12 protein-coding genes are annotated in these 25,467 nt (G+C 37.4%); all 12 read left to right on the forward strand.

Going from position 1 to position 25,467, the window contains the following annotated elements; all coding sequences use genetic code 11:
- Positions 1 to 705 precede the first annotated feature (705 nt).
- The 12 genes from BMY50_RS16295 to BMY50_RS16350 all read left to right on the forward strand — a co-directional run bounded on the left by BMY50_RS16295 (position 706) and on the right by BMY50_RS16350 (position 25,323).
- Positions 706 to 3,975 carry a SusC/RagA family TonB-linked outer membrane protein gene (locus tag BMY50_RS16295; protein WP_093326453.1) on the forward strand — a complete coding sequence of 1,090 codons (3,270 nt, stop codon included), beginning with the start codon at positions 706 to 708 and terminating at the stop codon, positions 3,973 to 3,975.
- A gap of 120 nt (positions 3,976 to 4,095) precedes the next feature.
- Positions 4,096 to 5,523, forward strand: a complete 1,428-nt coding sequence (locus BMY50_RS16300; protein ID WP_093326454.1) for a SusD/RagB family nutrient-binding outer membrane lipoprotein — start codon at positions 4,096 to 4,098, stop codon at positions 5,521 to 5,523.
- 474 nt (positions 5,524 to 5,997) lie between these two features.
- Complete coding sequence (locus BMY50_RS16305; RefSeq protein ID WP_093326455.1) at positions 5,998 to 9,249, forward strand: SusC/RagA family TonB-linked outer membrane protein; 3,252 nt, start codon at positions 5,998 to 6,000, stop codon at positions 9,247 to 9,249.
- 10 nt (positions 9,250 to 9,259) lie between these two features.
- Positions 9,260 to 10,726, forward strand: coding sequence for a SusD/RagB family nutrient-binding outer membrane lipoprotein (locus tag BMY50_RS16310; RefSeq protein WP_093326456.1), 1,467 nt, complete (start codon positions 9,260 to 9,262; stop codon positions 10,724 to 10,726).
- A 929-nt stretch (positions 10,727 to 11,655) separates the two neighbouring features.
- The gene (locus tag BMY50_RS16315) at positions 11,656 to 12,207 is read left to right on the forward strand and encodes a hypothetical protein (RefSeq protein ID WP_093326457.1); all 552 of its coding nucleotides are present in this window, start codon (positions 11,656 to 11,658) and stop codon (positions 12,205 to 12,207) included.
- The gene (locus BMY50_RS16320; protein ID WP_093326458.1) at positions 12,182 to 12,709 is read left to right on the forward strand and encodes a hypothetical protein; all 528 of its coding nucleotides are present in this window, start codon (positions 12,182 to 12,184) and stop codon (positions 12,707 to 12,709) included. Before BMY50_RS16315 ends, BMY50_RS16320 begins: the two co-directional genes overlap by 26 nt.
- 162 nt (positions 12,710 to 12,871) lie before the next feature.
- The gene (locus BMY50_RS16325) at positions 12,872 to 13,183 is read left to right on the forward strand and encodes a hypothetical protein (RefSeq protein WP_093326459.1); all 312 of its coding nucleotides are present in this window, start codon (positions 12,872 to 12,874) and stop codon (positions 13,181 to 13,183) included.
- Between the two features lie 977 nt (positions 13,184 to 14,160).
- Complete coding sequence (locus BMY50_RS16330) at positions 14,161 to 17,352, forward strand: SusC/RagA family TonB-linked outer membrane protein (RefSeq protein ID WP_093326460.1); 3,192 nt, start codon at positions 14,161 to 14,163, stop codon at positions 17,350 to 17,352.
- A gap of 24 nt (positions 17,353 to 17,376) precedes the next feature.
- Positions 17,377 to 18,849, forward strand: coding sequence for a RagB/SusD family nutrient uptake outer membrane protein (locus tag BMY50_RS16335; RefSeq protein ID WP_093326461.1), 1,473 nt, complete (start codon positions 17,377 to 17,379; stop codon positions 18,847 to 18,849).
- A gap of 627 nt (positions 18,850 to 19,476) precedes the next feature.
- Complete coding sequence (locus BMY50_RS16340) at positions 19,477 to 22,614, forward strand: SusC/RagA family TonB-linked outer membrane protein (RefSeq protein WP_093326462.1); 3,138 nt, start codon at positions 19,477 to 19,479, stop codon at positions 22,612 to 22,614.
- Positions 22,615 to 22,624: 10 nt separating this feature from the next.
- Positions 22,625 to 24,109, forward strand: a complete 1,485-nt coding sequence (locus BMY50_RS16345; RefSeq protein ID WP_093326463.1) for a SusD/RagB family nutrient-binding outer membrane lipoprotein — start codon at positions 22,625 to 22,627, stop codon at positions 24,107 to 24,109.
- Positions 24,110 to 24,588: 479 nt separating this feature from the next.
- The gene (locus tag BMY50_RS16350; protein WP_093326464.1) at positions 24,589 to 25,323 is read left to right on the forward strand and encodes a LytR/AlgR family response regulator transcription factor; all 735 of its coding nucleotides are present in this window, start codon (positions 24,589 to 24,591) and stop codon (positions 25,321 to 25,323) included.
- Positions 25,324 to 25,467 lie beyond the last annotated feature (144 nt).

The following is a 25,467-nucleotide window of genomic DNA, read 5'->3' on the forward strand; positions in this document are numbered from 1 at the left end:
TAACTAAGTTATTCTTATCTCTAGATATAGAACTAATTATTAATGACCTAAAAAAGCAAAATATGTAATGAAAGAAGTGTTGTTTGTTGTTTTTTTATTGTAGACAATTAACAAGTAAACGTTGAGGATAGTGATGTTATTCTTAATGTTTTTTAAGAAAAAATAAAAAACATATGAAAAATTAGTGTTTTGTGTTTAAAATATCAGTGTTTTTGTGTTTTTTATTCGTTTTTTATGTAAAAAAATGTGTTTTTATATATTGTTTTTAGATGTATTGATTGTTTTTGTGTAACAATTTTTATTTTTTCTTGTAAATTTTGAAATAATAGTGAATATTTGCTGAAAATATTGTTAATTTTTGTTAAAAATTTTAATGAAAATCCTGATGAGGAATTTGTTGAAGTGTGGAATGAGAAATAGAAATGAATTCATGGAAAACTTAAAGAAACTTAACTAAATGTTTTTTAGAAATCAGGGTTCTAATTAATTGAGAATGGTGAACTGCTGCGCACAATTGAAAGAAAAAGTTAGCTGTAAGTTGCATATGCAAACTGCAGATTATGTCTTAATAATAAAACCCGCTAGTTAAATACTAGTTTAAGAGCTATTCAGGAGCGTGAATAACTTCAAGTCCAAATTACCTTGCGTATAAATTCTTCATTTATAATTTTTTATTAATTGATTTTTTAACCAAACAACAAACACATGAAACAAAAACTACTCAGTTTCTTTCTTGTTTGCGTCGCTTTGCTAGCGAGCGCATATGGGCAAGAGAGGACTATTCGAGGAAAGATCACTGACAAGGGCAGTGGAGAGCCGTTACCAGGGGTATCGGTTATGGTAACAGGAACTGCATCGGGCACAACCACTAATGACGAAGGGCTGTATTCTATTAGTGTACCGGCCAATGCTGCATCGCTTGTTTATTCATACATAGGCTATGTTAAAGAAACGGTGACAATTGGTAACCAAGACCAGGTTGATGTAGAATTGTCGGAAGATGCACAAGCTTTAAGTGAAGTTGTTGTAACGGCACTCGGTATTCAACGTAAACGAAATGAGCTTGGTTACGCCGCTCAAGAGGTAAAAAGTGAAGATATTACCCGTACAAGGGATAATAACTTTACAAATTCGCTTTCTGGAAAAGTGGCCGGATTGGATATCAAGCAATCCGGAACCATGGGAGGATCAACAAACGTCGTAATGCGGGGTTATAAATCGCTAACTGGGAATAACCAAGCATTGTTCGTTATTGATGGTGTGCCAGTGAGCAACGTGAACACCAATACAGATCTCCAGGAAGATGCGGATGCACAAAACCAAGGTCGTGGTGGTTATGATTATGGTAATGCCGCGGCGGATATCAACCCAGATGATATTGAGTCAATCAATGTGCTGAAAGGTGCAGCAGCATCAGCACTCTATGGCTCACGCGCCTCAAACGGTGTGATTATGATCACTACCAAAAAGGGTAAGAAAAATACTACGAACATTACCGTTAATAGTGGGGTGACTCTTGGGAAAATTGATAAGAGCACTTTTGCAAAGTATCAGAAGGAATACGGTGCAGGTTATGTGAATCAGTATAGTGAAGAAGGATATGCATCGCCAGATGGAAACTTTTGGTACGAAAGTGTATTTGGTAACGCAGACCCTGCCTTAATTGCTCCTTTTACCGAAGACGCTTCTTATGGAGCGGCCTTTGATCCTAATTTATTAGTATATCAATGGGATGCTTTTGATGAAACTTCTCCCAATTATGGAAAAGCAACACCTTGGGTAGGTGCACAGAACGACCCTTCTTCTTTCTATAAAACAGGTGTAAATTCGATGCAAAGTATTAGCATTGATGGAGGGGGAGATGTAACCACGTATAAAGTAGGGTATACGCGTAATGATGAAACAGGGGTGCTACCTAACAGTAAAATCACTAAAAACCTATTTAACCTTTCTGGATCGCATCAGATAAATGATAAATTAACAGTAAGTGCCACCGCCAATTTTTCAAAAATAGATGGTTTAGGTCGTTTTGGTACAGGGTATGATGGACGTAACCCTAATCAAGGTTTTAGACAATGGTGGCAAACAAATGTTGATATAAAAGAACTGGAAAGAGCATATGAACGTGAAGGAAGAAATATCACGTGGAACTGGGGAGATACGGGTGCTACTGGGCCAATTTATTCCAATAACCCTTATTGGGAACGCTATAAAAATTATCAAAACGATACGCGTAACCGTTACTTCGGCAGCGCGGTAGTAAACTGGAAACCCTTGGAATGGATGGACGTAATAGGACGCGTAACCTTTGACGGTTCCAACGAATTTCAGGAAGAACGATTAGCTATTGGCGGTACGGATATTCCACAATATCAACGTTATGATAGGACTTACAGTGAAGCCAATTATGATTTGCTTCTAAATTTTAATAAGGAAATAACTACTGATTTAACTTTTAAAGGTTTATTAGGAAGTAATTTAAGAAGAAACTATTTGTCGTCTATACGCGCAAGAACAAATGGTGGTTTGTCTTACGAAGGCATTTACTCACTTTCCAATTCCATCTTTCCAATAGAGCCTCCTAGAGAGCGCCTTGAAAGAATAGGAGTGGATGGCATTTTCGCAAATGCTAATTTTGGCTATAAGGAAACCTATTTTATAGAAGGATCAATTCGAAGGGATCAATCAACAACCTTACCTACAGATAATAATGTGTACTGGTATCCATCTGTAGCAGGTAGTTTCTTGTTTTCTAATTTAATGAAAGATTCTAATTGGTTAAGTTACGGTAAGTTACGTATAAATTACGCAGAGGTAGGAAATGATGCTTCAGCTTTAAGCTTGTATAATACGTATACGATTAATACGCCTTTTAACGGAATACCAATGGCCTCTATTTCAGAAGAACTTCGTAACGCGAATTTAAAACCGGAACGTACAAAGAGTTTTGAAGTAGGTTTGGAAATGAATTTCTTAGATTCAAGGCTAGGATTTGATGCTAGTTATTATCGGTCAACTTCATTTGATCAAATTATGGCAGTTACCGTTTCTTCTGCTACTGGCTATGATAGACGTTGGGTAAATGCTGGTTCGTTGAGAAATCAGGGATTTGAATTAAGTGCATTTGTTGTGCCTGTCCGCACAGATAATTTTTCTTGGACCATGAATGTGAATTTTGCTCTTAATCGTAATAAGATGATCGAACTGTATGAAGGAAATGAGAATTTGCAATTGGGTACCTTCCAGGGAGGGATAACCTTAAATGCAACCTTAGATCAGCCGTACGGTACATTAAGAGGAGTTGATTATGTGTATCTAGATGGTCATTACGGAGATCCGGATTATCGGGTAGTTGGTGAAGATGGACTTTATGCCACTTCCGGTCCAGATCAGGTATTGGGTAATATTAATCCCGATTGGTTAGGGGGTATCCAGAACAACTTTAAATACAAAGATTTCTCGTTATCCTTCCTGATCGATATCAAAAAAGGAGGAAGCTTGTTCTCGCTTGATCAATACTATGGAATGGCAACAGGCATTTATCCAGAAACTGCTGGTTTGAACGACTTAGGAAATCCAAAACGTACGCCTATAAGTCAAGGAGGTGGTGTTATATTGCCAGGTGTTAATGCGGATGGATCCAGCAATACAACACGAGTGGAGGCTTATGACAACTCAGTAACACCTTATGGCTATTCTAATAATCCACAGGCTGGATTTATTTATGATGCAGGGTATATCAAATTGCGTGAATTAGCTATTACATATAGTTTACCAAATAGATTACTGGCTAACACGCGTTTCTTCAAAGGAATTGATTTTTCACTGGTGGGAAGAAACCTTTGGCTTATTCATAGTAATGTGCCTTATGCTGATCCTGAAGGAGGTTTAAGTTCGGGTAACTTACAAGGTATTCAGAGCGGGGTATATCCGGCTGTTAGGAACTATGGATTTAATGTTCGTATGAGGTTTTAAGAAATTTAGATAATTAGCAATGAACCCGACAGAATTAAAATAATTGTTAAACATACAGGATAGCGATTGTTTTAATCATCAAAGGCTCCATCTGACTAATAAAAAACAAAAAATAAACAGATGAAAAAAATACTATTATATATCGCACCATTGGTTCTGTTGGCCTCTTGTGCGAAAAATCTGGAAGACTATAATATCGACCAGAAAAATCCCGTCGAGGTATCGCAAGGGCCGCTGTTCAGTAATGCATTAAAAGAGCTTACTGATGACGTTACTTCTCCTAGTGTAAACATCAATGTTTTTCGCTTTTGGATGCAGCAGTGGACAGCTACTACTTATCAAGATGAACCAAGGTATAATTTTGTTACGCGTAATATTCCTCAAAATTTTTGGGAACCCTTATATCAAGAAGTGTTACACGATTTAAAACAAGCTAAAACATATACCACTGAGGATGCAGAAATTGAGGAAAGCCAAAAAAACAATCAACTAGCTGCTATCGAAATCGTATCGGTATATGCTTGGGCAACCCTGGTGAATACTTGGGGTGACATACCTTATACAGAAGCACTTGCCGACATCAGTCAGCCAAAATATGATGATGCGGCGACTATTTACGACGATTTACTAACTCGTTTAGATGCTGCAATCGCGATGATAGATCCAGCCGGACCTGGCTTTGAAAATGCAGATTTGCTTTACGGAGGAAATATGGCTGCTTGGCTAAAGTTTGCACATAGTCTTAAAATGAGGTTGGCGATTACCTTGGCCGATGTAGATGGAGCAAGAGCGCAGGAAATTATAACTAGTTCAGCAGCTTCGGCTTTTACCGGTAATGCAGATAATGCAGCATTCGCATATGTGTCGGCATCTCCTAATAACAATCCAGTTTCTAATAATTTGAATTCGCAATTTACTTCTCGTCAGGATTATGTTGCCGGAGGACCTTTCGTTACTCTTTTAAATAACTTGAATGACCCTAGACGACCACAATTTTTTACTACGGTTGGCGGCGCGTATGTTGGAGGAGGCATTGGCTCTAGTAATCAAGCTTCAACAACCTCAAGACCGAGTGAAAAGGTAATTGCTCCCGACTTTGAATCACTACTTTTAGACTATTCTGAAATAGAGTTTATTCTGGCAGAGGCTTCGGCAAGATGGGGGATTCTCGGGTCTGCCGCTGATCATTATAACAAAGCGATAGAAGCTTCCGTTTTATATTGGGGAGGCGATGATAGAGATGTGGCTTCATATTTAACGCAACCAGCTGTAGCATATGGCACTGCAGCAGGAGATTGGAAAGAGAAAATCGGTATGCAGAAATGGTTAGCTTTATACAATCGCGGTTTTGACGCTTGGAACGAGTGGAAGCGGCTTGATTACCCGAAATTAGAACCTGCTTTCCGTGCTGTGGCTCCCGGGATTATTCCGAATCGTTTGACTTACCCAGTTAGTGAACGCACGCTAAATGGAGGCAATGTGGAAACGGCAGCGTCTAAACTTGGTGCAGATGATGTAACCCATAAGATTTTTTGGGATGTGAACTAAAAGGAATTGCAATTACATAGAAAAGGGGCATTTTACGGTGCCCCTTTTTTTATGGCGATATTATTATGATGTCAATTTTAAAAAAGTATTGAGCATATTTTTAACGTTACATTTATCTTATTATAATGCTATTTTAATGTGTTTAAACAAGATTCTTTGTAACTTTTTATTATTTTTCTTGCAAATTGTAAAGCAAAAGCGATATTTGTTTAACATTTTTTAACATTTGAGGGGGCGTCAACGCTTTTTGTTAGAAAAAACATTAGAATTTTTTGTTGATAAGACATAGATGCTTTGTCTTAGCTCGCGGTATTTCATGGGCTATTATTTATTATATGAAAATAAAATTTACTCAAGTTAGAGCTTACATTCTGATTATAAAACCTAGCGAGTAAATCGCTTGTGTGTCTTTTCTCTATGCATATAAATAAACCAATTTATATTTTACTCAATTTTTAATCAAAAAACAAACACATGAAACAAAAACTACTCAGTTTCTTTCTTGTATGCACCATGCTGATTGGTACGGCATATGCACAGGAAAGGACAATTAGCGGAAAAGTGACTTCCCTATCTGATGGAGAGCCGCTTCCAGGGGTCTCAGTGTTAGTTACAGGAACCACTTCTGGAACTACCACTGACGACAAGGGATTATTTACCCTAGATGTCCCCAGTAATGCAAGCTCTATTACCTTAACTTACATTGGGTTTGTTAAACAAACTATCGAAATCGGAAATAGAAACCGTATCGATGTAGTACTTGCAGAGGATGCACAAGCCTTAAGTGAGGTTGTGGTAACCGCTTTGGGTATATCACGTCAAAAAAAATCCCTTGGTTATTCTGTTCAAGAGATTAAAGGTGAAGACGTTTCTCAGACAAAGCAAACAAACTTTGTAAATGGGTTAAATGGTAAAGTAGCGGGTGTGCAGGTTGTTGGAGGTAGTGGTAATATGGGCGGATCGGCCAAAATCAGCATTCGTGGTATTAGCTCTATAACAGGGAATAACAACCCGCTTTTTGTGGTAGACGGTATTCCTATGGATAATTCAAATTTTGCACCCATAAGTGCTACAACAGGTAAGCCGGGAACCAATCAAGCACGCGGTGCGGGTGGTTATGACTATGGAAATGCCATCCAAGATATTAATCCGGATGATATAGAAAGTTATTCCGTGTTGAAAGGAGCAGCTGCAACAGCATTATATGGTAGTAGGGCATTAAATGGCGTAATTTTAATTACAACTAAGAAAGGATCTACAAAAAAGGGTCTTGGCGTTTCTTATAATTTTAACGCGCAGATGGATAAGGTCTACAAGTTGCCAGATTATCAAAATGAATATGGTGGAGGAGCGTGGAATGACGAAATTGGAGGGGCACAACCATTTGGACGGTTATATACACCTAATGGAACATACGATGATGGTGATGGAAAAGGGCGATATGATCTGTTAGTTGATTATGCAAGAGACGAATCTTGGGGCCCAAAATATGATCCTAATTTACTGGTAAGACATTACTGGTCGTTTGAAGGAGACGAAACAGGCGTAAGTGCGCCATGGGTGGCGCATCCCAATAATGTGCGCGATTTTTTTGAAACAGGAATGACCTATACGAATAACGTTGCTTTAGATGGTGCGAATGAGCAAGGTAGTTTTCGTATTGCTTATACAAATTTGAGTCAGAATTTCATTTTACCCAACTCTGACTTCGAAAAGAATAATATTTCCTTTAATGGTAACTATAATTTCACTCCTCGCCTCCACGCAGATTTGAGTGCTAATTATGCCGGAACAAAAGCAACGGGTCGTCCAGGAACTGGCTATGACGGAGCAAACGTGATGCAACAGTTTAACAACTTTGGACAGCGTAGTTGGGATATCGACCATATGCGTAACTATGAGAATCCGGACGGCTCTCAACGTACATGGAATAGAGTGTCGGCCAGTAATCCCCGTGCGAATTATACTGATAACCCCTATTGGACACGTTATAAAAATTACCAGAACGATGGAAGAGATCGTTTCTATGGTGTTTTTGGTTTAACCTATGATATCACAGATGAGTTGAAGGTAAGCGCCAAAGCGATGACTGATTTCTATACAGACATCCGTCAAGAACGGATTGCTTTTGGGTCGAATGCTGTACCATTTTACTCTCATTATGAACGGTTCAATAAGGAAGAGAACTTTGAAGCTCGAATCACTTATAGTAAAACATTCAACGATTTTAGTGTGAATGCGATGGCGGGCGTTAATAGGAGAGAAAATCAATATCGCATCAACGGTGGGCAAACGGTAGGTGGGTTAAACGTAAAAGATTTTTTCAATTTGCGTAATTCTACATCCGCAGCCCTACTTATTGAGCAACTGTTTCAAAATAGAATGAACTCAGCTTTCGCCAGTGCTTCATTTGGCTACAAAGAGTTTATTTATTTAGATGTTACTGGAAGAAACGATTGGTCTTCAACATTACCTGCTAACAATAATTCATTCTTTTATCCAGCAGCGTCTGCATCTTTCGTTTTCTCGGAACTAGGATCGATGAGGGATTCGGGATGGTTAAATTTTGGAAAGCTACGTTTCGGAGCAGCTAAAGTGGGTAACGACACCGATCCTTATCGTCTTTTGAATATCTTTGAACCTGATCAAAGTATTGGTGACAGCCCCAGCTATACACGTCCAGTGCAGCTCAACAATCCAAACCTTAAACCTGAAACTGCAGTTGAATACGAGGCTGGTTTAGAAATGCGTATGTTTGATAACCGTTTTGGATTTGACTTTTCAGCTTACCATAAAACAGCAAAAGACCAAATTATTCCTCTAGCAATCTCACCAACTTCGGGATACACCAGTAGGATCATTAATGCTGGAAAGATGCAAAACAAAGGACTTGAGTTGGCTATTTATGGTACACCAATTAAGACAAGTGGTGGTTTTACTTGGGATGCAACTTTTAATATCGCAAGAAACGTTAATAAACTTATAGAGCTGTATACTGATCCGGTAACTGGTGAAAGAGTGACTAACCTAACAATAGGAACAGCGCCTTTTGTTGCTACTATTAATGCAGAAGAAGGAGAGTCATATGGAAGTATCATGGGAAGTAACTTCGTGTACGACGATAATGGAGAGAAGGTCGTATTGCCAAACGGACTGTATAAAGTAAGCAATGGCGTAGAGAAAATTGGAAGCATTTTGCCCGATTTTACCGGCGGTTTTATGAATACATTTAGCTACAAAGCCTTTTCTTTAGGAGTAAACTTTGATTTTCAATCAGGTGGAGACGTTTTCTCTATTACCAACCTGTTCGGCAAATCATCAGGTCTTTTTGAAGAGACAGCCGCAAATGGTATCAGAGAAAACGGAATTATAGTACCTGGCGTTAAGGAAGACGGTACTCCTAATGATGTTTCAATTGATGCATATACGCACTTTAATGCAAACGGTGGACAAAGAATTGCTGCCGAAAACGTATATGACGCAAGTTATATTTATCTAAGAGAGGTAAATCTTGGTTACAATTTACCTAAATCTTTTGTGGAGAGATTGAGGTTACAAACCGTTAGAGTTGCTTTAACAGGTAGAAATTTATGGCTTATGAAGTCGAATATTCCACATGTAGACCCATCGGCTATGGCTTTATCGACCGGCAATCTCCAAGGGATTGAAGGCGTATCTATGCCTTCTACAAGAACCTTTGGCTTTAATCTAAATGTAACTTTTTAAATTGAATAAGATGAAACGACATAATAATAAATTAGGATTTCTCACCATTTTATGCCTAATAGGGCTGGGGTCTTGCACCAAGAGCTTTGAGGAGCTTAACTACGATCCAAACAATGCGCATGAGGTTAACCCTGAATATTTGTTATCCTATGCACAGAAAAACGCGATGGATAATACCTGGGATGAATGGCAGAACGGGCGCTTTGGTTTACTCTATTCGCAACAATGGTCGCAACCAGATTATACAGAAGAAAGTAGATACCAAATTAGAACAAATGTTAACTATAATTTGTGGGCAGCATATTATCATGACGTACTGAATAACCTAGAAGAAAGTGTTAAACAAAATGAGGCCGATTTAATAAGTGGTTCTCCAAATAAATCCGCTATCTCTAAGATATTCAAAAGTTGGGCTTTCCATGTATTGACGGACATTTACGGCGATGTGCCTTATGGTGAAGCGCTTCAAGGAGAAGCGGCGCTGAACCCTAAATACGAATCATCGCAGGTTATTTATGCTGATTTGTTAAAAACCTTGCAAGAGCAGGTTGAGATATTAGATGAAGATCAATCTAGTTATGGTTCTGGTGACAATATCTACGGAGGTGATGTTATAAAATGGAAGAAATTCGCCAACTCTCTTATTGTAAGGATCGCCTTGCGTATGGTAGACAAGGATCCCCAGGCTGCAAGAACTGCGATTGAAGCTGCTGTGAGCTCCGGTGTATTTCAAGGTAATGAAGATAATGCGCTCTATCATTACCTAGCAAACGCTCCGAACAACAATCCCATCAACGAAAGTTATAAATCAAGAACAGGTGATTTTTCTGTTTCGAAGACATTGGTTGACTACATGAAGGAAGTTAATGACCCAAGGTTAGCGGTTTATGCGAGCCCTGCAGAGGTAAGCGGCGAATATGTTGGTTATGTATACGGATCTTCTACTGTCATTAATGCCGATCAAGTTTCATTGCCCGGTACACGTATTAGAGCGGCTGAAGAATCGGGGATATTCATGAGTTATCCGGAGGTGGCTTTTGCTTTAGCAGAAGCAGCAGAAAGAGGCTTTAGCGTGGGGGGAACTGCAGAAGACTTTTATAAAAAGGGCATTACAGCTTCTATGAACTATTGGGGTGTTACAGATGGAAATGCCATCAATCAATACATAGCTGCAAATCCTTATAGCAGTGCTGATTGGAAAAATGTGATCGGTGTGCAAAAGTGGTTAGGTATGTATATGCAAGGTATTCAGGCTTGGTTAGAAAGAATACGTCTCGATATCAAAAAACCAGGAGGTGCTCAACTTTTTGTTGCACCGGTTAGTGGAAGCCTTGATCAGAATGTTGATTTTGTGCCTTATAGAATGACTTATCCAGTTGAAGAGCAAACAAGAAATGCTGTCAACTATAGAGACGCTGTTTCGAAAATAGCGGGAGGAATTGATTCGAAGGGCGCTAAACAATGGTGGATGCCTTAATATTGTTCATTCATTCAATGATTGAAGAAGGGAATGCTCGTTTAAAAATTTGATGCGCACCCAGAAAGTTGGACAAATTTAAATATTAATTATTAGTTTGATGAGCCCGGTATTTTATCGGGCTCATTCCTTTTAGAATAAGTTTGATTCAATCATTGTTATCATATCCCAATATGTTCCTCGATATCCTTTTTCAGTTCTTTAACATTTTATCTTTTAGGTAAAACAATTTAGGGTTTATAATGCTAAAGAAATTTTCAATCGCAGCATTATTCAGGTATTGTCTTTTCTTAACGGGCTATGTATTATGTCTTTTTCCTTCGGCACTCTCTGATACTTACCCGATATTGCCATCCCTGATTTTTAGAATGTAATATCAGTGTCCCTCGTATATTAATCTTTTTAACTATATGCTTCAGCATATCCGATACCTCAAATTTAAATGCTTCAGCTAATAATAGCTGATTATTTCGCCATTGAGCAGCTTATTGATTGGTAGTAGGTATAGATTTTTGTCCCTCAACTTTCTTAAAAACAAGTAGTGCGACAGCCACTTAAGCCGAATTGACTAAATAATTCTCGTTATTTTTCACATTTACTTGCAAATAATAAAACTCTTAATTACATTGGTGCTATCAAACTGAAATATATAACTAAACCATAAAATCAAAAAAAGCAATTAATCAACATCGGAGCTAGTCCCGTTTTTTTTTAGTATTAGATCCAAAAATTGTCTTCGAAAAGTAATATAAAGAATTAACAGTCAGCAATTAAGGGGTCTATTTATGGTGTTTAGATGTTGTAAATTTGAACTTTAATGATAAACAGGTTGCTTATATAACTGAATCTTGTTTTGTGTAAATTATAGTTTTCACAAGGGAATCAGTATAGTTAAACTCTTTATAACCTATTAAACAGAAATAAGTCGTATGAAAAAAAGAAGACTTCTTTATGCCGTTTTGCTGCTTTTGGCATGTGCATGTAGCAAAACGTCGTCAGAACAGCAACAGGTTCCTATAGAATCTGACAAAAAAACAGAATTAGCGGGGTTACCTAGAGATCCATTTTATGGTGTGCCAGATACTACTTCCATATTGGATATTTCTGTTGGCATAATTGGCTATGACGCCTATGAAAAGCCTTATTTCCAACCTGAAAGGGCTACTATTGTAGTATGGCCTTCAAATGGTCGGCATCTTGAAATCGAAAGTGTAGAACAAGTTTTAAAAGGATATGCTTATGATAGCTCCCGCGACACGGCTATTTTTTCAAACAACATTGCTATAATGGACAGAATTGCACAGCAAGACTTACTTCCCGGGAGATATTTCGTAGCGGTAGTTTTAAACGATAAAGTGGCAAATGGCAAAAATGCATTTAGTAGCAAAGAAGTTGAGTTGGGTGAGTTTGGTAAAATAGCCATCCATAAGATCTTTGATGAAAAATCTAAAGACAATGAATTTGAGACTTGGGATCAATAATATAAGTAGAATATATGTGAAATTTAAACTTATACTTTTAGCTTTTCTGTTTGGGATATCCCATCATTTAAAAGCTCAGACAATTATTAGGGAGGGAAATCCTTGCCCAGATCGGGTCTATGAATATGTATTTAGTGGTACTATTTGTGGGGGTATCTCTTGGGAGGCACAAGATGGAACTATTGTTGAAACGACTCCGAATAGTGTAAAAATACAGTGGACAAATGTTATAAATAATAATGGAAGTTGGAAAGTTAGGGCAAATTATACGAATGTTAAAATTGATGGGAGTTGTGGTAGTGGTACTTTTTTGGACAAACCGGTAACGGTAAAAGCGACAACATCATTAAATATCACTGGTGACCAAGTAATTCCGTGTGGCTTTAGAGGAACAAAAACCTATACAGCGCAAATAGTAACTCAAATTATCCTGCAAATTCTTATAGATGGACGATCAGTACCGGTTTATCAGGAACAAGTACAACGGGCGCTATTACTGTAAGTAATGATAATGCTGGATGGATTGAAGTTAGTGGATACAATAGCACACGTCAGACATACGAGCCAGTGAAAAGGATTTAATATTACAAAAAGTGTACCTACAAACGTAACAGTCTTCGGAGCCCAGACTTTTTGTACAACTGCGTCATATTCATTAGTTAATATGCCTGCAAATTCTGTGGTTTCATGGAATGTTTCGGGTCCGTTATCTATAAGTGGTTCGAATACAGAAATAAATGTTAATGTCATAAGCACAGGAGGTGGTATAGGTTTTGTATTAGCAACAATAACAACTCCATGCGGATCATTTAATACCTCAGCCAAGGAAGTAATAGTAGGAGCCGCTGCACCTACAGCGATTCAAGGGCAAGCAATTATGGGCGGCTCTGGAGCATACGATTACTCAGTTACTCCAATTCCTGGAGCTACTTCGTATCAATGGTCAGTTAGTGGAGGCCTAACGATCCAAAATTAAGGGCAGAGCACAATAATTATACGTTCGCCAACGCTTCCACCTAATTATGTCTCAAATAACATAGCCATAAGGTGAAAGTAATAAATGCATGCGGAGAATCAGCGTATTTTACTAGATACGTGACATTAAAAGGTGGAACAGACCCAATAAATTAGAAGTATGGATTAAAGTGAAGCTACAGTAAAGGGACTTCGCCTTAATCTTATTTCCTTTAGTTTGTTTGTTTAACTGCGGATGTGTGTTTTCAACTAGTCGAATCTATTTGAAATAATAGTTTGCGAGAAAATTTATAAGTGCGTCGTCTAAAATGATACATCGGTGTAAAGCTCACAGATCAATTTTTTATTAATGGTTATCGGGTACATACTTACTTTGATTTTTGTAATGGAGGAATCAGGAAAAATGGCTTATCTCCTTTAACAGAGAATGCTCTTTTTACAGCCGATCATTTATTTGTAAAAAGCATAAACTAGTATAATGAATTAGTCTTTTTGAAAAAATCAAGTGATTTTTTATTGTTACAATTCTAATCTTATTTTAATGCCAAACAAGTCTTAAAGGCATTTTTTTAAATATATAATGTTTTTTTTTAAATAAATATTGCGATATTTTTATTGAATATTATATTTGTTTGGGAAATTTTAAAAAACACAACTAGAATTATTTGAAAAAACATTTACAATCCCCCTTTTATTTTTAGACGTTCTTAATTAACGAGGCTTTCCTTAATGATCTTATCATTTCGGGAATGTAATTGTATTTGATATCAGATTTCTATTGTGTAGCAAATTTGTGTCATGCAATATAATTTACAACTTAATATTTTCTCTTCAAACTTAAAGTGCCAAATTGGTGCTTATCCACTCATTATAAAACCTGGCGAATAAATTCTAGTCGATCAGTGTCTATTCACTTTTAATTTTTATTTAACAACCCTATATCTTAATCAATTTAATTTTTAACCAAAAAACAAACACATGAAACAAAAACTACTAAGTTTTTTTCTGTTGTGCACCCTCTTTATAGGGAGTAGTTATGCGCAGGAAAGACGAATTAGCGGTAAAGTAACTGATGAAACAGGGGCAGCTTTACCAGGTGTATCCGTTGTCGTTTCAGGAACAACTAATGGAACGCAAACCGATGGCCAAGGAAATTATGCTATTTCGATGCCAGCTAATGCGAAAACGTTAACATTTAGCTATATTGGCTACAAGTCAGTTGTAGAAGAGATAGGTGGGCGTTCTACTTTGAGCATTGTGTTATCATCGGATGCGTCCGAACTTTCTGAAGTTATTGTAACGGGTTATGGAACACAGAAAAGGCAAGAATTTACAGGTTCAGCGGCCTCTGTTAGAGGAGATGTTATTAAGTCAATGCCGATCCAGAGTTTTGGACAAGGCTTGACAGGGCAGGCAACAGGAGTGAACGTTGTACAGCCTAATGGCTTGTTAAACAATGCACCTGTCATCCGTGTTCGCGGACTCAGCTCATTGTCTTTAAGCTCCTTTCCGCTAGTTGTGGTGGATGGCATTCCTATTACAACGGATAATGCTACCCAATTTGAAGGGACCAATTTAAATGCAGCCTCCAATAACCCGCTAGGAGATATAAATCCCGCCGATATTGAATCCATGGATATCTTAAAGGATGCGGCGTCTTCAGCCATTTATGGATCACGCGCTGCTGCCGGAGTGTTAGTTATCACCACAAAAAAAGGTAAAGAAGGAAAAACGAGTGTTGTATATGATGGATGGGTTGGAAATACAAAAGCTATTAGGTTACAAGAGCTGTTAAATGCTGAGCAATATGTGAATCATAAAAATGGTGCTTTAGCTAATGCTTTAGCACTTAATCCTAATACCGTTCCTGCGGGGCAAAGAGATGAACAAGGAAGAGGATTCTTTTTGGATTATAATGACGATGGGTCTATAGTAGATACTAGGTGGTATGATGAAATATACAGATCCGCCTGGCAACAAAATCATAATCTTACCATTTCGGGAGGTACAGAAAAGACGAAGTATTATTTTTCTGCTGGATTAGCCGATCAAGACGGATTTTTAAAATCTAATAATTTTAAACGTAAAAGTGGTCGGATGAACATAGATCATCAACTGACCAATTGGCTAAAGTTAAATGCTAATGTAAATTATACAAATACACAGAATAATGCACCTAATAGCGGATCTATTGATGGCGCCGCGTATAATTCTTCAGGACTGGGGCGTATTGCAATGGTGCAAATGCCAAATGTACGTCCATTTAATCCAGACGGAAGCTATAATTTGGAAGGAAATGCAATCGGACGTGGCGCAAATTTGGTTCCCGCTCAGTACGCAAATCCTTATCCACTAATAGACCTAGATAAAAATTCCTCGGAAACAAACCGTTTGTTAGCGAATTTAGGAGCAACTATAAAACTTGCCGAGGGTCTAAATTTTCGTACCACCTATTCGTGGGATCTGCGTAATATCGAAAACCAACGATTCTGGAACCCTATTCAAGGTGATGGAAGAAGTAGCACAGGTCAAGCATTTAACAATAAGATAAGATCTGAAAACTGGAACTGGGTAAATACACTTACCTACGATAAAACGTTCGCCGATGTGCATAATCTTACTTTATTAATTGGCTCTGATGCACAAAAAAGGAGAGATGAAGCATGGGGCGGTCAAAGATCGAATTTAGCAGATCCGTTTTATGATCAATATCAAGGAAGCTTCTTGGTAAATACCGCAGGCGGGAACTGGATCAATGAAGTAGCGTATGAAGCTTATTTAGGTAGCATAAGTTATAACTACGACAGTAAGTATTATATCAGCGGAAATTTCCGACGTGATGGAAATTCTGCATTATCACCAAATAATAGGTGGGGTAATTTTGGCGGGGTCTCCTTAGGTTATACGATCTCAAATGAAGAATTTTTTAAGAACTCTAACTTGGCAAACACCATATCAAACTTTAGGTTAAAGGGTAGCTGGGGAAGAACGGGTAATGGAAACCTAAATAATCTGTACGGTTCTTATAATCTATATTCAACAGGTATCTATGGTGGCGTAGCCCGGAACTGGTATATCCAGGCAGGTAATGACGAATTGAAATGGGAAACGAGCTCACAGATAAATATTGGCTTAGACCTAGGATTTTTCAATAATCGTTTGAATTTTGAGGCCAACTGGTATAACAAAGATATCGACAATATGATCTTAGCAGTACCACAGGCACCTTCAAAAGGCATCCCAAATCCCGTTGATGCAGATGCTAATACTATTTTGTTAAATGTAGGTTCTATGTATAACAGAGGATTTGAATTTGCAATTAACGCGACACCGATTGATAAAGGAGATTTTACTTGGACTACAAGCTTAAACTTCTCTACTTTAAAGAATAGGGTTACAAGTTTGATTGATGAGGAGACGCCTTTACTTGCTTACACCGGAGGTCTTGAACTGACAAGTATTACTAAAGTCGGGTATTCTGCGGCGAGTATTTATGGTGTAAAAACGGCAGGCATCAATCCCGAAAATGGACGCCGTATATTTGTTGATCTCGAAGGAAGGGAAATTCAGTATCAGCATTCTGGTGGGGAAAATACCTGGACATACCTTGATGGCTCACCCGCTCCATCAGCTGCCAGTCAAAATCAAATATTAGGAAATACGATACCTACCTGGTTTGGAGGATTTAACAATACATTTAAATATAAGGCTTTTGATCTAGGTTTGATATTTACATTCTCCGGTGGAAATTATATCTATAATGGTACGCGTGCGGGCTTGCTAGACCAACGCGTTTGGAACAATTCAACGGAAGTATTAAACGCTTGGACACCTGAAAATACAAATGGAAAAATACCTCGCGCAGTGTATGGAGATAATGTCTCTAATGGATCTTCCTTCTTAATTTCTGAAAATGTGGAGAAAGGTGATTTCTTAAGACTTCAAAATGTGAACTTAGGTTATACATTACCTACTACATTATTTGGAAATAGTGGAATAAAATCTTTGCGAGTGTATGCATCGGCACAAAACCTATTTATCATTACAGGTTATTCAGGTGTCGATCCAGAAATTTCAAGCAATGGTAATCAGAATCTCTCTTCCGGTATTGAGCGTAATTCGATTCCGCAAGCAAGAACTTTTACCATGGGATTAACAGTGGGATTCTAAGTTTAACAATTAAGAAAAAAAATAATGAAATCAGTATATAAAAATAGTACACTAGGGTTGCTGAAAGCTTCGTTCGTTGCCCTAACATTTACTGCGACCTTATCTAGTTGCAGTAAAGATTTCCTAAATCTTAGTCCAGAGCTAAGCATTCCAGAGGAAAATATGTTTGATACTCCTGAACGAATTATTACACATGTTCAGGGATTGTATGCCTCCGCAAAGGATGGTAGATTAATGGCGGGTCGTTATTATATTTATAATGATATCCGTGCAGAAGAGTTTATTAACCGTACTAGTAATGGCGTAACTGGCTTAGCCGTATATAACCATACTAACAATGAAACGACTACGCAAGTGAATAACTTTTGGAGTCAAGCTTACCTTACGATTAATCGAGCAAATAAATTTTTGGAGGATTTTGATAAGCACCCAGGTGTTGTAAGTGCAGAATTAGAAGCAAATTACCGTGCAGAAGCAAAATTTGTTAGAGCCTGGATGTATTACGCATTGGTACATATGTTCGCTAAACCTTATGTATTGGATAACGGAGCGTCACCTGGCCTTCCTTTAAGATTAAAAGCAGAGTCTAGTTCAGAAAACAATGCTTTGCCTAGAAGTACCGTGGCAGAAATTTATGCTCAAATTTTGTCTGATTTAAATGATGCTGAAGAAGGATTGCCTAATACTTATTCGGGAGATTTGCAAATAACAAGAGCACATAAGAATACTGCCATCGCATTAAAAACAAGGATTTATTTAGCTATGGGAGATTATGCTAATGTGATTGCTGAGGGTAATAAAATGGTGAATGCTAGTGCTCCCTTTAAAGCAACGACTGGCGTGCCACATGAATTGTCTAGTAATGTTCAGGCCATTTTTACGACCTATAAAACACTCGAAAATATCTTATCAATGCCGATGGCTGATACCAATGCACCAGGTACGCAAAACCAGATCGGTTATTATTATAATGGAGGAGCTGGTGGAAACATCGAATACTATTTGAATAATAGTACAGGTGATTTTCCTGGTATCTACACAAATGGACAGTGGGGCGCTAATGATGCACGTAGAACACTTTTGACAGGAACCGAAGCGGTAGGTACCACTAATTATCCTATTTTAACCAAGTGGTCAGGAACGGCTCCTTTTATAGACTGGGTTCCTGTAATTAGATATGCAGAGATTTTATTGAATGTAGCAGAAGCGGAAGCGGAAATTGGCGATCAAGGGCGCGCATTAGCTTTGGTAAATGCAGTTCACAATAGGTCCGACGCAACAACAACGATAAGTAGCTCAGGTAAGGATGATTTAATCAGCAAGATTTTAACAGAGCGACGCATTGAGCTATTAGGGGAAGGGTTTAGGTCACCAGATCTTCTTCGCAGAGGAGAAGCAATACCTTCTTATGGTGCAGGTTCTTCGATTACTCCTAGTGCGGGTAGCTATATTTTTCCGATTCCAGTGGGAGAATCGGAATCTAACCCCGAGATATAAATTAAAAAAAGTATATCTTACTTGACTTTTAAACCACCTGAATGTAATTATCAGGTGGTTTTTTTGCTTAATAAAATATTTGGGCTTTTCCGTACCGTGGAGAAATATAAAATTTATGGGTTTAACAGGGTAGGTGAATGAAAATATTCGGATAACTTTTCTTGTTTGTTACAATTGTTCGGTTAATAGCAAGCTAAATTAAATCAGTTTTGCATTTTACGCCTTTTTTATAAAAAAATTATTGTAGAGTATTCATTAAATACTACTTTTGTTTTGGGATATAAAAATTGTTAAGCATTTAATTTATACATTCAGGAATATTTGAAAGAAAATTTACTATTAGTATCATTTATCTAATGATGTTTTTACATCAACCCAGAGCTGGTCGAAAATATTGCTTTATTGATGTTTTGTGATTTTCTCTTCTTTCTTCCTTAGTGCCAATTTAAGCAAAGATGTCAAAACTATCCATACTAATTGTAGTTTTTGTTGTAATAAGCGATCTATATTAGATAGATGTGCAATTTTCATTGTGAGATCAGGAGGACAGATTTACTATAGATTATGATAAATTAATCATACATAATATTTTAATCAATTTAATTTTTAAACCAAAACAAACAACACATGAAACAAAAACTACTAAGTTTCTTTTGGGTGTGTACTATGTTAATAGGAATAGCACATGCTCAAGAGAGAACCATTAGCGGTAAAGTCACTGATGAAAAGGGAGGTGTTTTACCAGGAGTATCCGTTCTTGTAAGTGGAACGACCTTAGGAACGCAAACAAATTCAGAAGGTAATTATTCTTTGCAAATAGGTAATGATGCAAAATCAATAACTTTTCGATATGTTGGATTTGTCATTCAAACGATTCCTCTGTCTTCAAATAATACATTAAACGTCGTGTTGGTAGAAAATGCTGCCCAACTGGATGAGGTTGTAGTTACAGCTTTGGGAGTTGTTAGAGAGAAAAGGTCTCTAGGTTACTCTGTTCAAAATGTAAAATCACAGGATGTTGTTAATTCGAGAGAATCGAACGTTGTAAACGCTCTCGCAGGAAAAGTAGCAGGAGTACAGATTAACAGCTCTGGAGGACAAGCTGGTTCTTCAGCGAGAATTGTAATAAGAGGCAATACCTCGTTAACTGGGAACAATTCTCCACTATTTGTAATTGACGGTATTCCAATGGATAACTCTGTTAACAGCGGGATTTCTGAAAGTACCGAAAGTACACTTTTCAATGGTGCTGGAGGAAACAGAGCGATGGATATTGATCCAAATATTATTGAAGATATTTCTATTTTAAAAGGGGCTTCTGCGAGCGCTCTTTACGGTTCTAGGGGAGCTTTTGGGGTTGTATTAATTACTACCAAAAAGGGTGTGCGGGATTTAAATAGAAAATGGCCAAAAATAAGTTTTTCTTCTAGTGTGGCTTTTGATAATGCTATCACGGACGGATATCAACATTCGTATTTACAAGGTACAAATGGATTATATAAAAATGGGTTACCTCTAGGTTTAGGAGGTTATTCTGAAGCTGACGGTGGAGCCACACAAACAACTGCTAGTTGGGGACCGCACCGCGACTCTGTTAGTCAAGCAGTAATCGATTCAATTGGTATACCAAGCATTTATGATCCGCGCAAAGATTTTTATCGTACAGGCCAGGTGTGGAATAATTCAGTATCACTAAGTGGGGGAGGAGAAAAGTCATCTTATATGCTAACGTATTCAAATTTAACGCAACAAGGTATAGTACCGAATAATGATTTCAAAAGAAATAGTTTTACAGCAAATTTCACTTCCCAATTAAGTAAAAATTTTAGCTCTACCACGTCCGTAAGTTATACAAGTTCGATAAATAATAGATTTTCTGAAGGGAATAGCGCAAGATCATTTTTATATGGATTAAACTTTGCACCAATTAATTTCGACATTAAACAAGCCTATGATCAATATGGTAATATGTCTTGGAGTTCTCCAGCAGATGGTACTACGGGATTTAATAATCCATTGTGGCTCGTTAACAATAATTCCTCTCCAAGTAATGTGGATCGAATCATAGCCTCCAATGAAATGAATTTACAGCTTACAGATTGGTTGAAATTAACGAATAGAGTTGGTTTGGATACTTATACCGATGAGATGAATGAGTATACGAATATAGGGACGCGAGGGGCCTTGCCTGGTAGAATGTATGCATCCCTATTGAAAAATACACAATTTAATAATGATTTAATTTTATCCGCTGCAAAAGATATTAATGAAGATTTCTCTTTTACTGCTTTAGTAGGTACAAATTATAACGACCGTAAATATACAAGAAGAACACTTCGCGGATTAAATCTTAGCATTCCTGGGTTTTATGATATAAGTAATGCAGAAAGTGTTCAAGCTTTCCAAGATGATGAAAGAAGGAGGCTAGTAGGGCTTTATTTAGCGGGAACATTAGATTATAAAAATTATCTGTTCTTAAATGTGACGGCGAGAAATGATTGGTCTTCGACACTCCCCAAAGGGAATAATTCATTCTTTTATCCATCTGCTTCATTGGGATTTGTCTTTACAGATGCTTTAGGATGGTCTAATGATTATTTCCCTTACGGTAAAATAAGAGTCTCATACGCGCAAGCAGGGAATGATGCTCAACCTTATCGAACTTATCAAACTTTTAGTCAGGCAAATCCGGGTGATGGTACTAGAGGGAATATAAACTTCCCTTTTAACGGTGTAAATGCATTTAGATTAAACTCGTTGTTAGCCAATGACCGACTGACTCCTGAAAAGGTTACAGAAAAAGAAGTCGGTTTGGAATTGAAGTTTTTCCAAAATCGGCTAGGATTAGATATGTCTTATTATGATAAAGTGAGTAAGAGTCAAATTTTAGATCAAGAGATTTCTGGTGCAAGCGGCTTTGCTAGTCGAGTTATTAATGCTGGTGAAGTCTCAAATAAAGGTCTTGAAGTGGTCCTGACAGGAACACCATTGCGTACGCAAGACTTCTCTTGGGATGTTATGGTAAATTTTGCAAGAAATCGTTATAAGTTGAAATCAATTGCGGAGGGAGTTGACAATATATTTTTAGGTGGTTTCACAAGCCCACAAATAAGAGCCGACAAAGATTATGGGTACGGTGTAATTTGGGGGCAGGGTTTTATGCGTAATGAAAATGGAGATATATTAATCGATGACGAAGGATACCCTTTGCCAGCTGAGGATCTGGGACCAATTGGGAATGTGATGCCTGACTGGACAGGCGGGATAAGAAATACATTTAACTATAAAGGACTATCGCTGTCGGCGCTTTTTGATGTTCGTCACGGTGGCGATATTTTAAACTTTGATCTATATTATTCTACGTTCTATGGTACAGCTGGTGTAACTGAACAGAGGAACACATATACAACTTGGCAGGGAATTAGAGAGTCTGATGGCCAACCTAACACAACGCCTATTTTACAAGATCAAGCATATTTTCAGAATAAATTTACAGAAACTTATGAAACAATTGTAGAAGATGCTGGATTCATTAAATTAAGAGAAATCACACTTAGTTATCGATTACCGCAATCCCTTATTAAGAAAACACCATTCGAAGAGATTAGCTTTTCTGCAACGGGACGAAATTTATGGATAAAATCTGATTTCAGTTACCTCGATCCTGAAGGAAGCTTACTTGGAAATGGAAATGGCCAAGGTTTTTACCATTCGGTAACTCCTGGCACTCGTGGGTTTACTTTTGGTCTTAACGTGAAATTTTAATCAAAGAGTCATGAAAATTAATAATATACTACTTATAGTTTCAGTAATTTCGTTGTTGTTTTCTGCTGGGTGTAGTAAAAAACTGGATATCAATACAGACCCAAATGCACCATCAGAAGCCACTGAAAAGTTAATATTACCGGGGATACTTAGCAATTTTGCATATGAAGTGGCTGGAGGCTGGCCGGTTAGGACTTCAAGCTTATTAACAAAACATACAGCCTATGCAGTGGCTGGACCACATGAGGGCAATTACTTAATTAATGCAAGCGACGTAGATAATTTTTGGAAATTCTATTCCTATGTGGATGTAATGAAGAATTGCAAAGTGCTGATTGCGCAAGCAAATGAGAATGGAAACCCAGGGTATAGCGCGATCGCAAAAGTGATGCTTGCTTGGAATATGTCTTACGTAACTGATGCATTTGGAGACGCGCCTTTTTCGGATGCCTTTAATGGTGAAGGTGGCGTCGTGAAGGCTAAATATGATTCGCAGGAGGATATATATAAGCAGATACAAACTTTATTAGATGAAGCGATAGCGGAAGCAGAACAAACAAGTACCGCAAGTCCTGGTACTGAAGATTTTGTTTATGGAGGAGACATGACGAAATGGCAACATTTGGCACGAACTTTAAAAGCACGGTTCTATTTACGACTTTCCAATGCGCCGGGCTATAACGCGGCCACTCAGGCAGACTTGGCAATAAAAATTTTAGATCAAGGCAGCATAAGCGCTGATGAAGCACCAACCTTTGCCTATTTAAATTCTCCAGATGCACAAAACCCCTGGTATCAATATGCAATTTTAGGGAATTGGAATACAGCGACAAAACCTTCACAGTTCTATGTTAATCTTTTAGCGGCCACTAGTGACCCACGATTAGCTTATCAAGTTGGAGTGGTAACGAATGATGGGGTAAATAAAGACAAATATATCGGAGTAACAAATGATCCACCAACCTTAGCATTGGCTAATTATTCTCCTATAGACTCATTTTATAGTGCCGCAGATGCTTCGCTTAACCTATTGGTATATGCTGAGGTTCCCTTCATTAGAGCGGAAGCTGAATTTCTTAAAGCTAATAGAACAATTACTCCTGCTGTAAGTGCCGCATATGAAGAGGGTATTGTTGCCTCAATGGATATGTATGGTGTGACTGGTTATCAAGCATATGTAAATGCGAATAAACTAAGTAGTAATGCAGAGGAAGCGTACAATCAAATTATGACTCAAAAGTATATAGCAAATTACTTACAATTCGAAGCATACAATGATTTTCGAAGAACTGGTTATCCAAGTCTACCTTTGAATCTAGAAGTGTATCCTGGTTCAAGTGATGATCCTTTTGGTGTTGTTGTGCCGATAATACCTTTGAGATTCCCTTACCCGGCTTCCGAAAGATCTTACAACTCGGAAAATATTCCTTCAAATATTCCTTCAGGACACGTTGCAGCAATGCAAATTCCTGTTTGGTGGGATGCAACTAACTAAGCATTTTAGATTTCCCCAACAAGAAAGCCGCCTATATAGGCGGCTTTCTTGTTGGGGCTTCTTATAAATAAAAATCATCCAAGCCTATAAGAATTCGGTTCTCCGCAAATGAGCGCACTAACTAGCAGATCTTTTTAATTTTTTTAATGCTACGAAATACCCAATAAAGGGAATGAATACTACCATTAGTATAAGACTAAAGCTATAATTGTTAGAGTAACGAAAAGCCGCGAGACTACTAAATCTTATACATAAAAAAATGTGTGTTATTAGAATAACAGGAAAAAATGTATCCAAATAGTCTTGCATAACCAGATATTTTTCAGAAAAGTAAGAAATAAAAACAATTTGAGCAAACAAATTGATTAATTGAAAATTAACGTTGACATTAAGTGAAGGATCTCTCAAAAGTAAATTGAGTAAATAGTTGTATCATAGTTGTTTTTGCTTATTTTTGGATAAACGTTTATACTCGAATTATGCCCTATCAATGTATTATCATAGATGATGAACCCGATGCAATAGAAATTATAACCGATTATGTGGAACAGATATCTGAACTCGAAGTCGTAAAAGTATATACAGACCCTATAGAAGCAATGACGGATATTGCCAATGGAGGTAAGGTTGATTTTGTTTTTATGGATATAGATATGCCTAGGATTTCTGGTATTGATCTTTCACGTGCTATTAGAAATAAAACAGAGAAATTGATTTTTACTACTGCACATACAAAATATGCTTTTGATGCTTTCGAAGTAGAAGCTGACGCTTATTTGCTAAAGCCCTTTACCTTTGCAAAATTTGCAATGACCATTAATAAGCTGATAAAGATTGAAAGTAATTTTGGACATTCTGGAGAAAAAGGTAAGGATTTTTATGTAAAAACGACAGAAGAGCGAAATCGATTTGTTCGTATAAAATTTGATGAGATATTAGCAGTTGAAAGTGTAAAGAATTATATTAAGATTTATACTACAACAGAGGAGATTATTACTTATTTGACGCTGAAGGAGATAAAAGAAAGATTAGACGAAACAGATAGCTTTATACAGATTCATCGCTCCTTCTTGATTTCAAAAGAGCACATTGAGAAAGTAGAAGGTAATTTAGTGAAAATGCCCAAAAATATGCTAGTCCCTATAGGCACTTTCTATAAAGATTCTTTTTATGAATATCTAACTAAAAATACAATAAAGACTGGCCGTTTATAACAAACCAGCCTTTAAACCAACCAACTAAAACTATTAAGTAAACAATATTTAAAAAGATCTTGTAGTGGGAGGAGGAGGATATGTTGTCATATTGATTGTCTCTGATGTAAATAGTTTATTCTGTTTCACTTGACTATTTTTCCT

Origin of the sequence: Olivibacter domesticus (genome assembly GCF_900109575.1) — a bacterium.
Taxonomy (GTDB): domain Bacteria; phylum Bacteroidota; class Bacteroidia; order Sphingobacteriales; family Sphingobacteriaceae; genus Olivibacter; species Olivibacter domesticus.

Excerpts from the sequence above, each read along its gene's own strand:
- BMY50_RS16335 (WP_093326461.1), top strand. The coding sequence starts at position 17,377 with ATGAAATCAGTATATAAAAATAGTACACTAGGGTTGCTGAAAGCTTCG.
- BMY50_RS16345 (WP_093326463.1), top strand. The coding sequence starts at position 22,625 with ATGAAAATTAATAATATACTACTTATAGTTTCAGTAATTTCGTTGTTG.
- BMY50_RS16300 (WP_093326454.1), top strand. The coding sequence starts at position 4,096 with ATGAAAAAAATACTATTATATATCGCACCATTGGTTCTGTTGGCCTCT.
- BMY50_RS16350 (WP_093326464.1), top strand. The coding sequence starts at position 24,589 with ATGCCCTATCAATGTATTATCATAGATGATGAACCCGATGCAATAGAA.
- BMY50_RS16305 (WP_093326455.1), top strand. The coding sequence starts at position 5,998 with ATGAAACAAAAACTACTCAGTTTCTTTCTTGTATGCACCATGCTGATT.
- BMY50_RS16330 (WP_093326460.1), top strand. The coding sequence starts at position 14,161 with ATGAAACAAAAACTACTAAGTTTTTTTCTGTTGTGCACCCTCTTTATA.
- BMY50_RS16325 (WP_093326459.1), top strand. The coding sequence starts at position 12,872 with ATGCCTGCAAATTCTGTGGTTTCATGGAATGTTTCGGGTCCGTTATCT.
- BMY50_RS16320 (WP_093326458.1), top strand. The coding sequence starts at position 12,182 with ATGAATTTGAGACTTGGGATCAATAATATAAGTAGAATATATGTGAAA.
- BMY50_RS16310 (WP_093326456.1), top strand. The coding sequence starts at position 9,260 with ATGAAACGACATAATAATAAATTAGGATTTCTCACCATTTTATGCCTA.
- BMY50_RS16315 (WP_093326457.1), top strand. The coding sequence starts at position 11,656 with ATGAAAAAAAGAAGACTTCTTTATGCCGTTTTGCTGCTTTTGGCATGT.
- BMY50_RS16295 (WP_093326453.1), top strand. The coding sequence starts at position 706 with ATGAAACAAAAACTACTCAGTTTCTTTCTTGTTTGCGTCGCTTTGCTA.
- BMY50_RS16340 (WP_093326462.1), top strand. The coding sequence starts at position 19,477 with ATGAAACAAAAACTACTAAGTTTCTTTTGGGTGTGTACTATGTTAATA.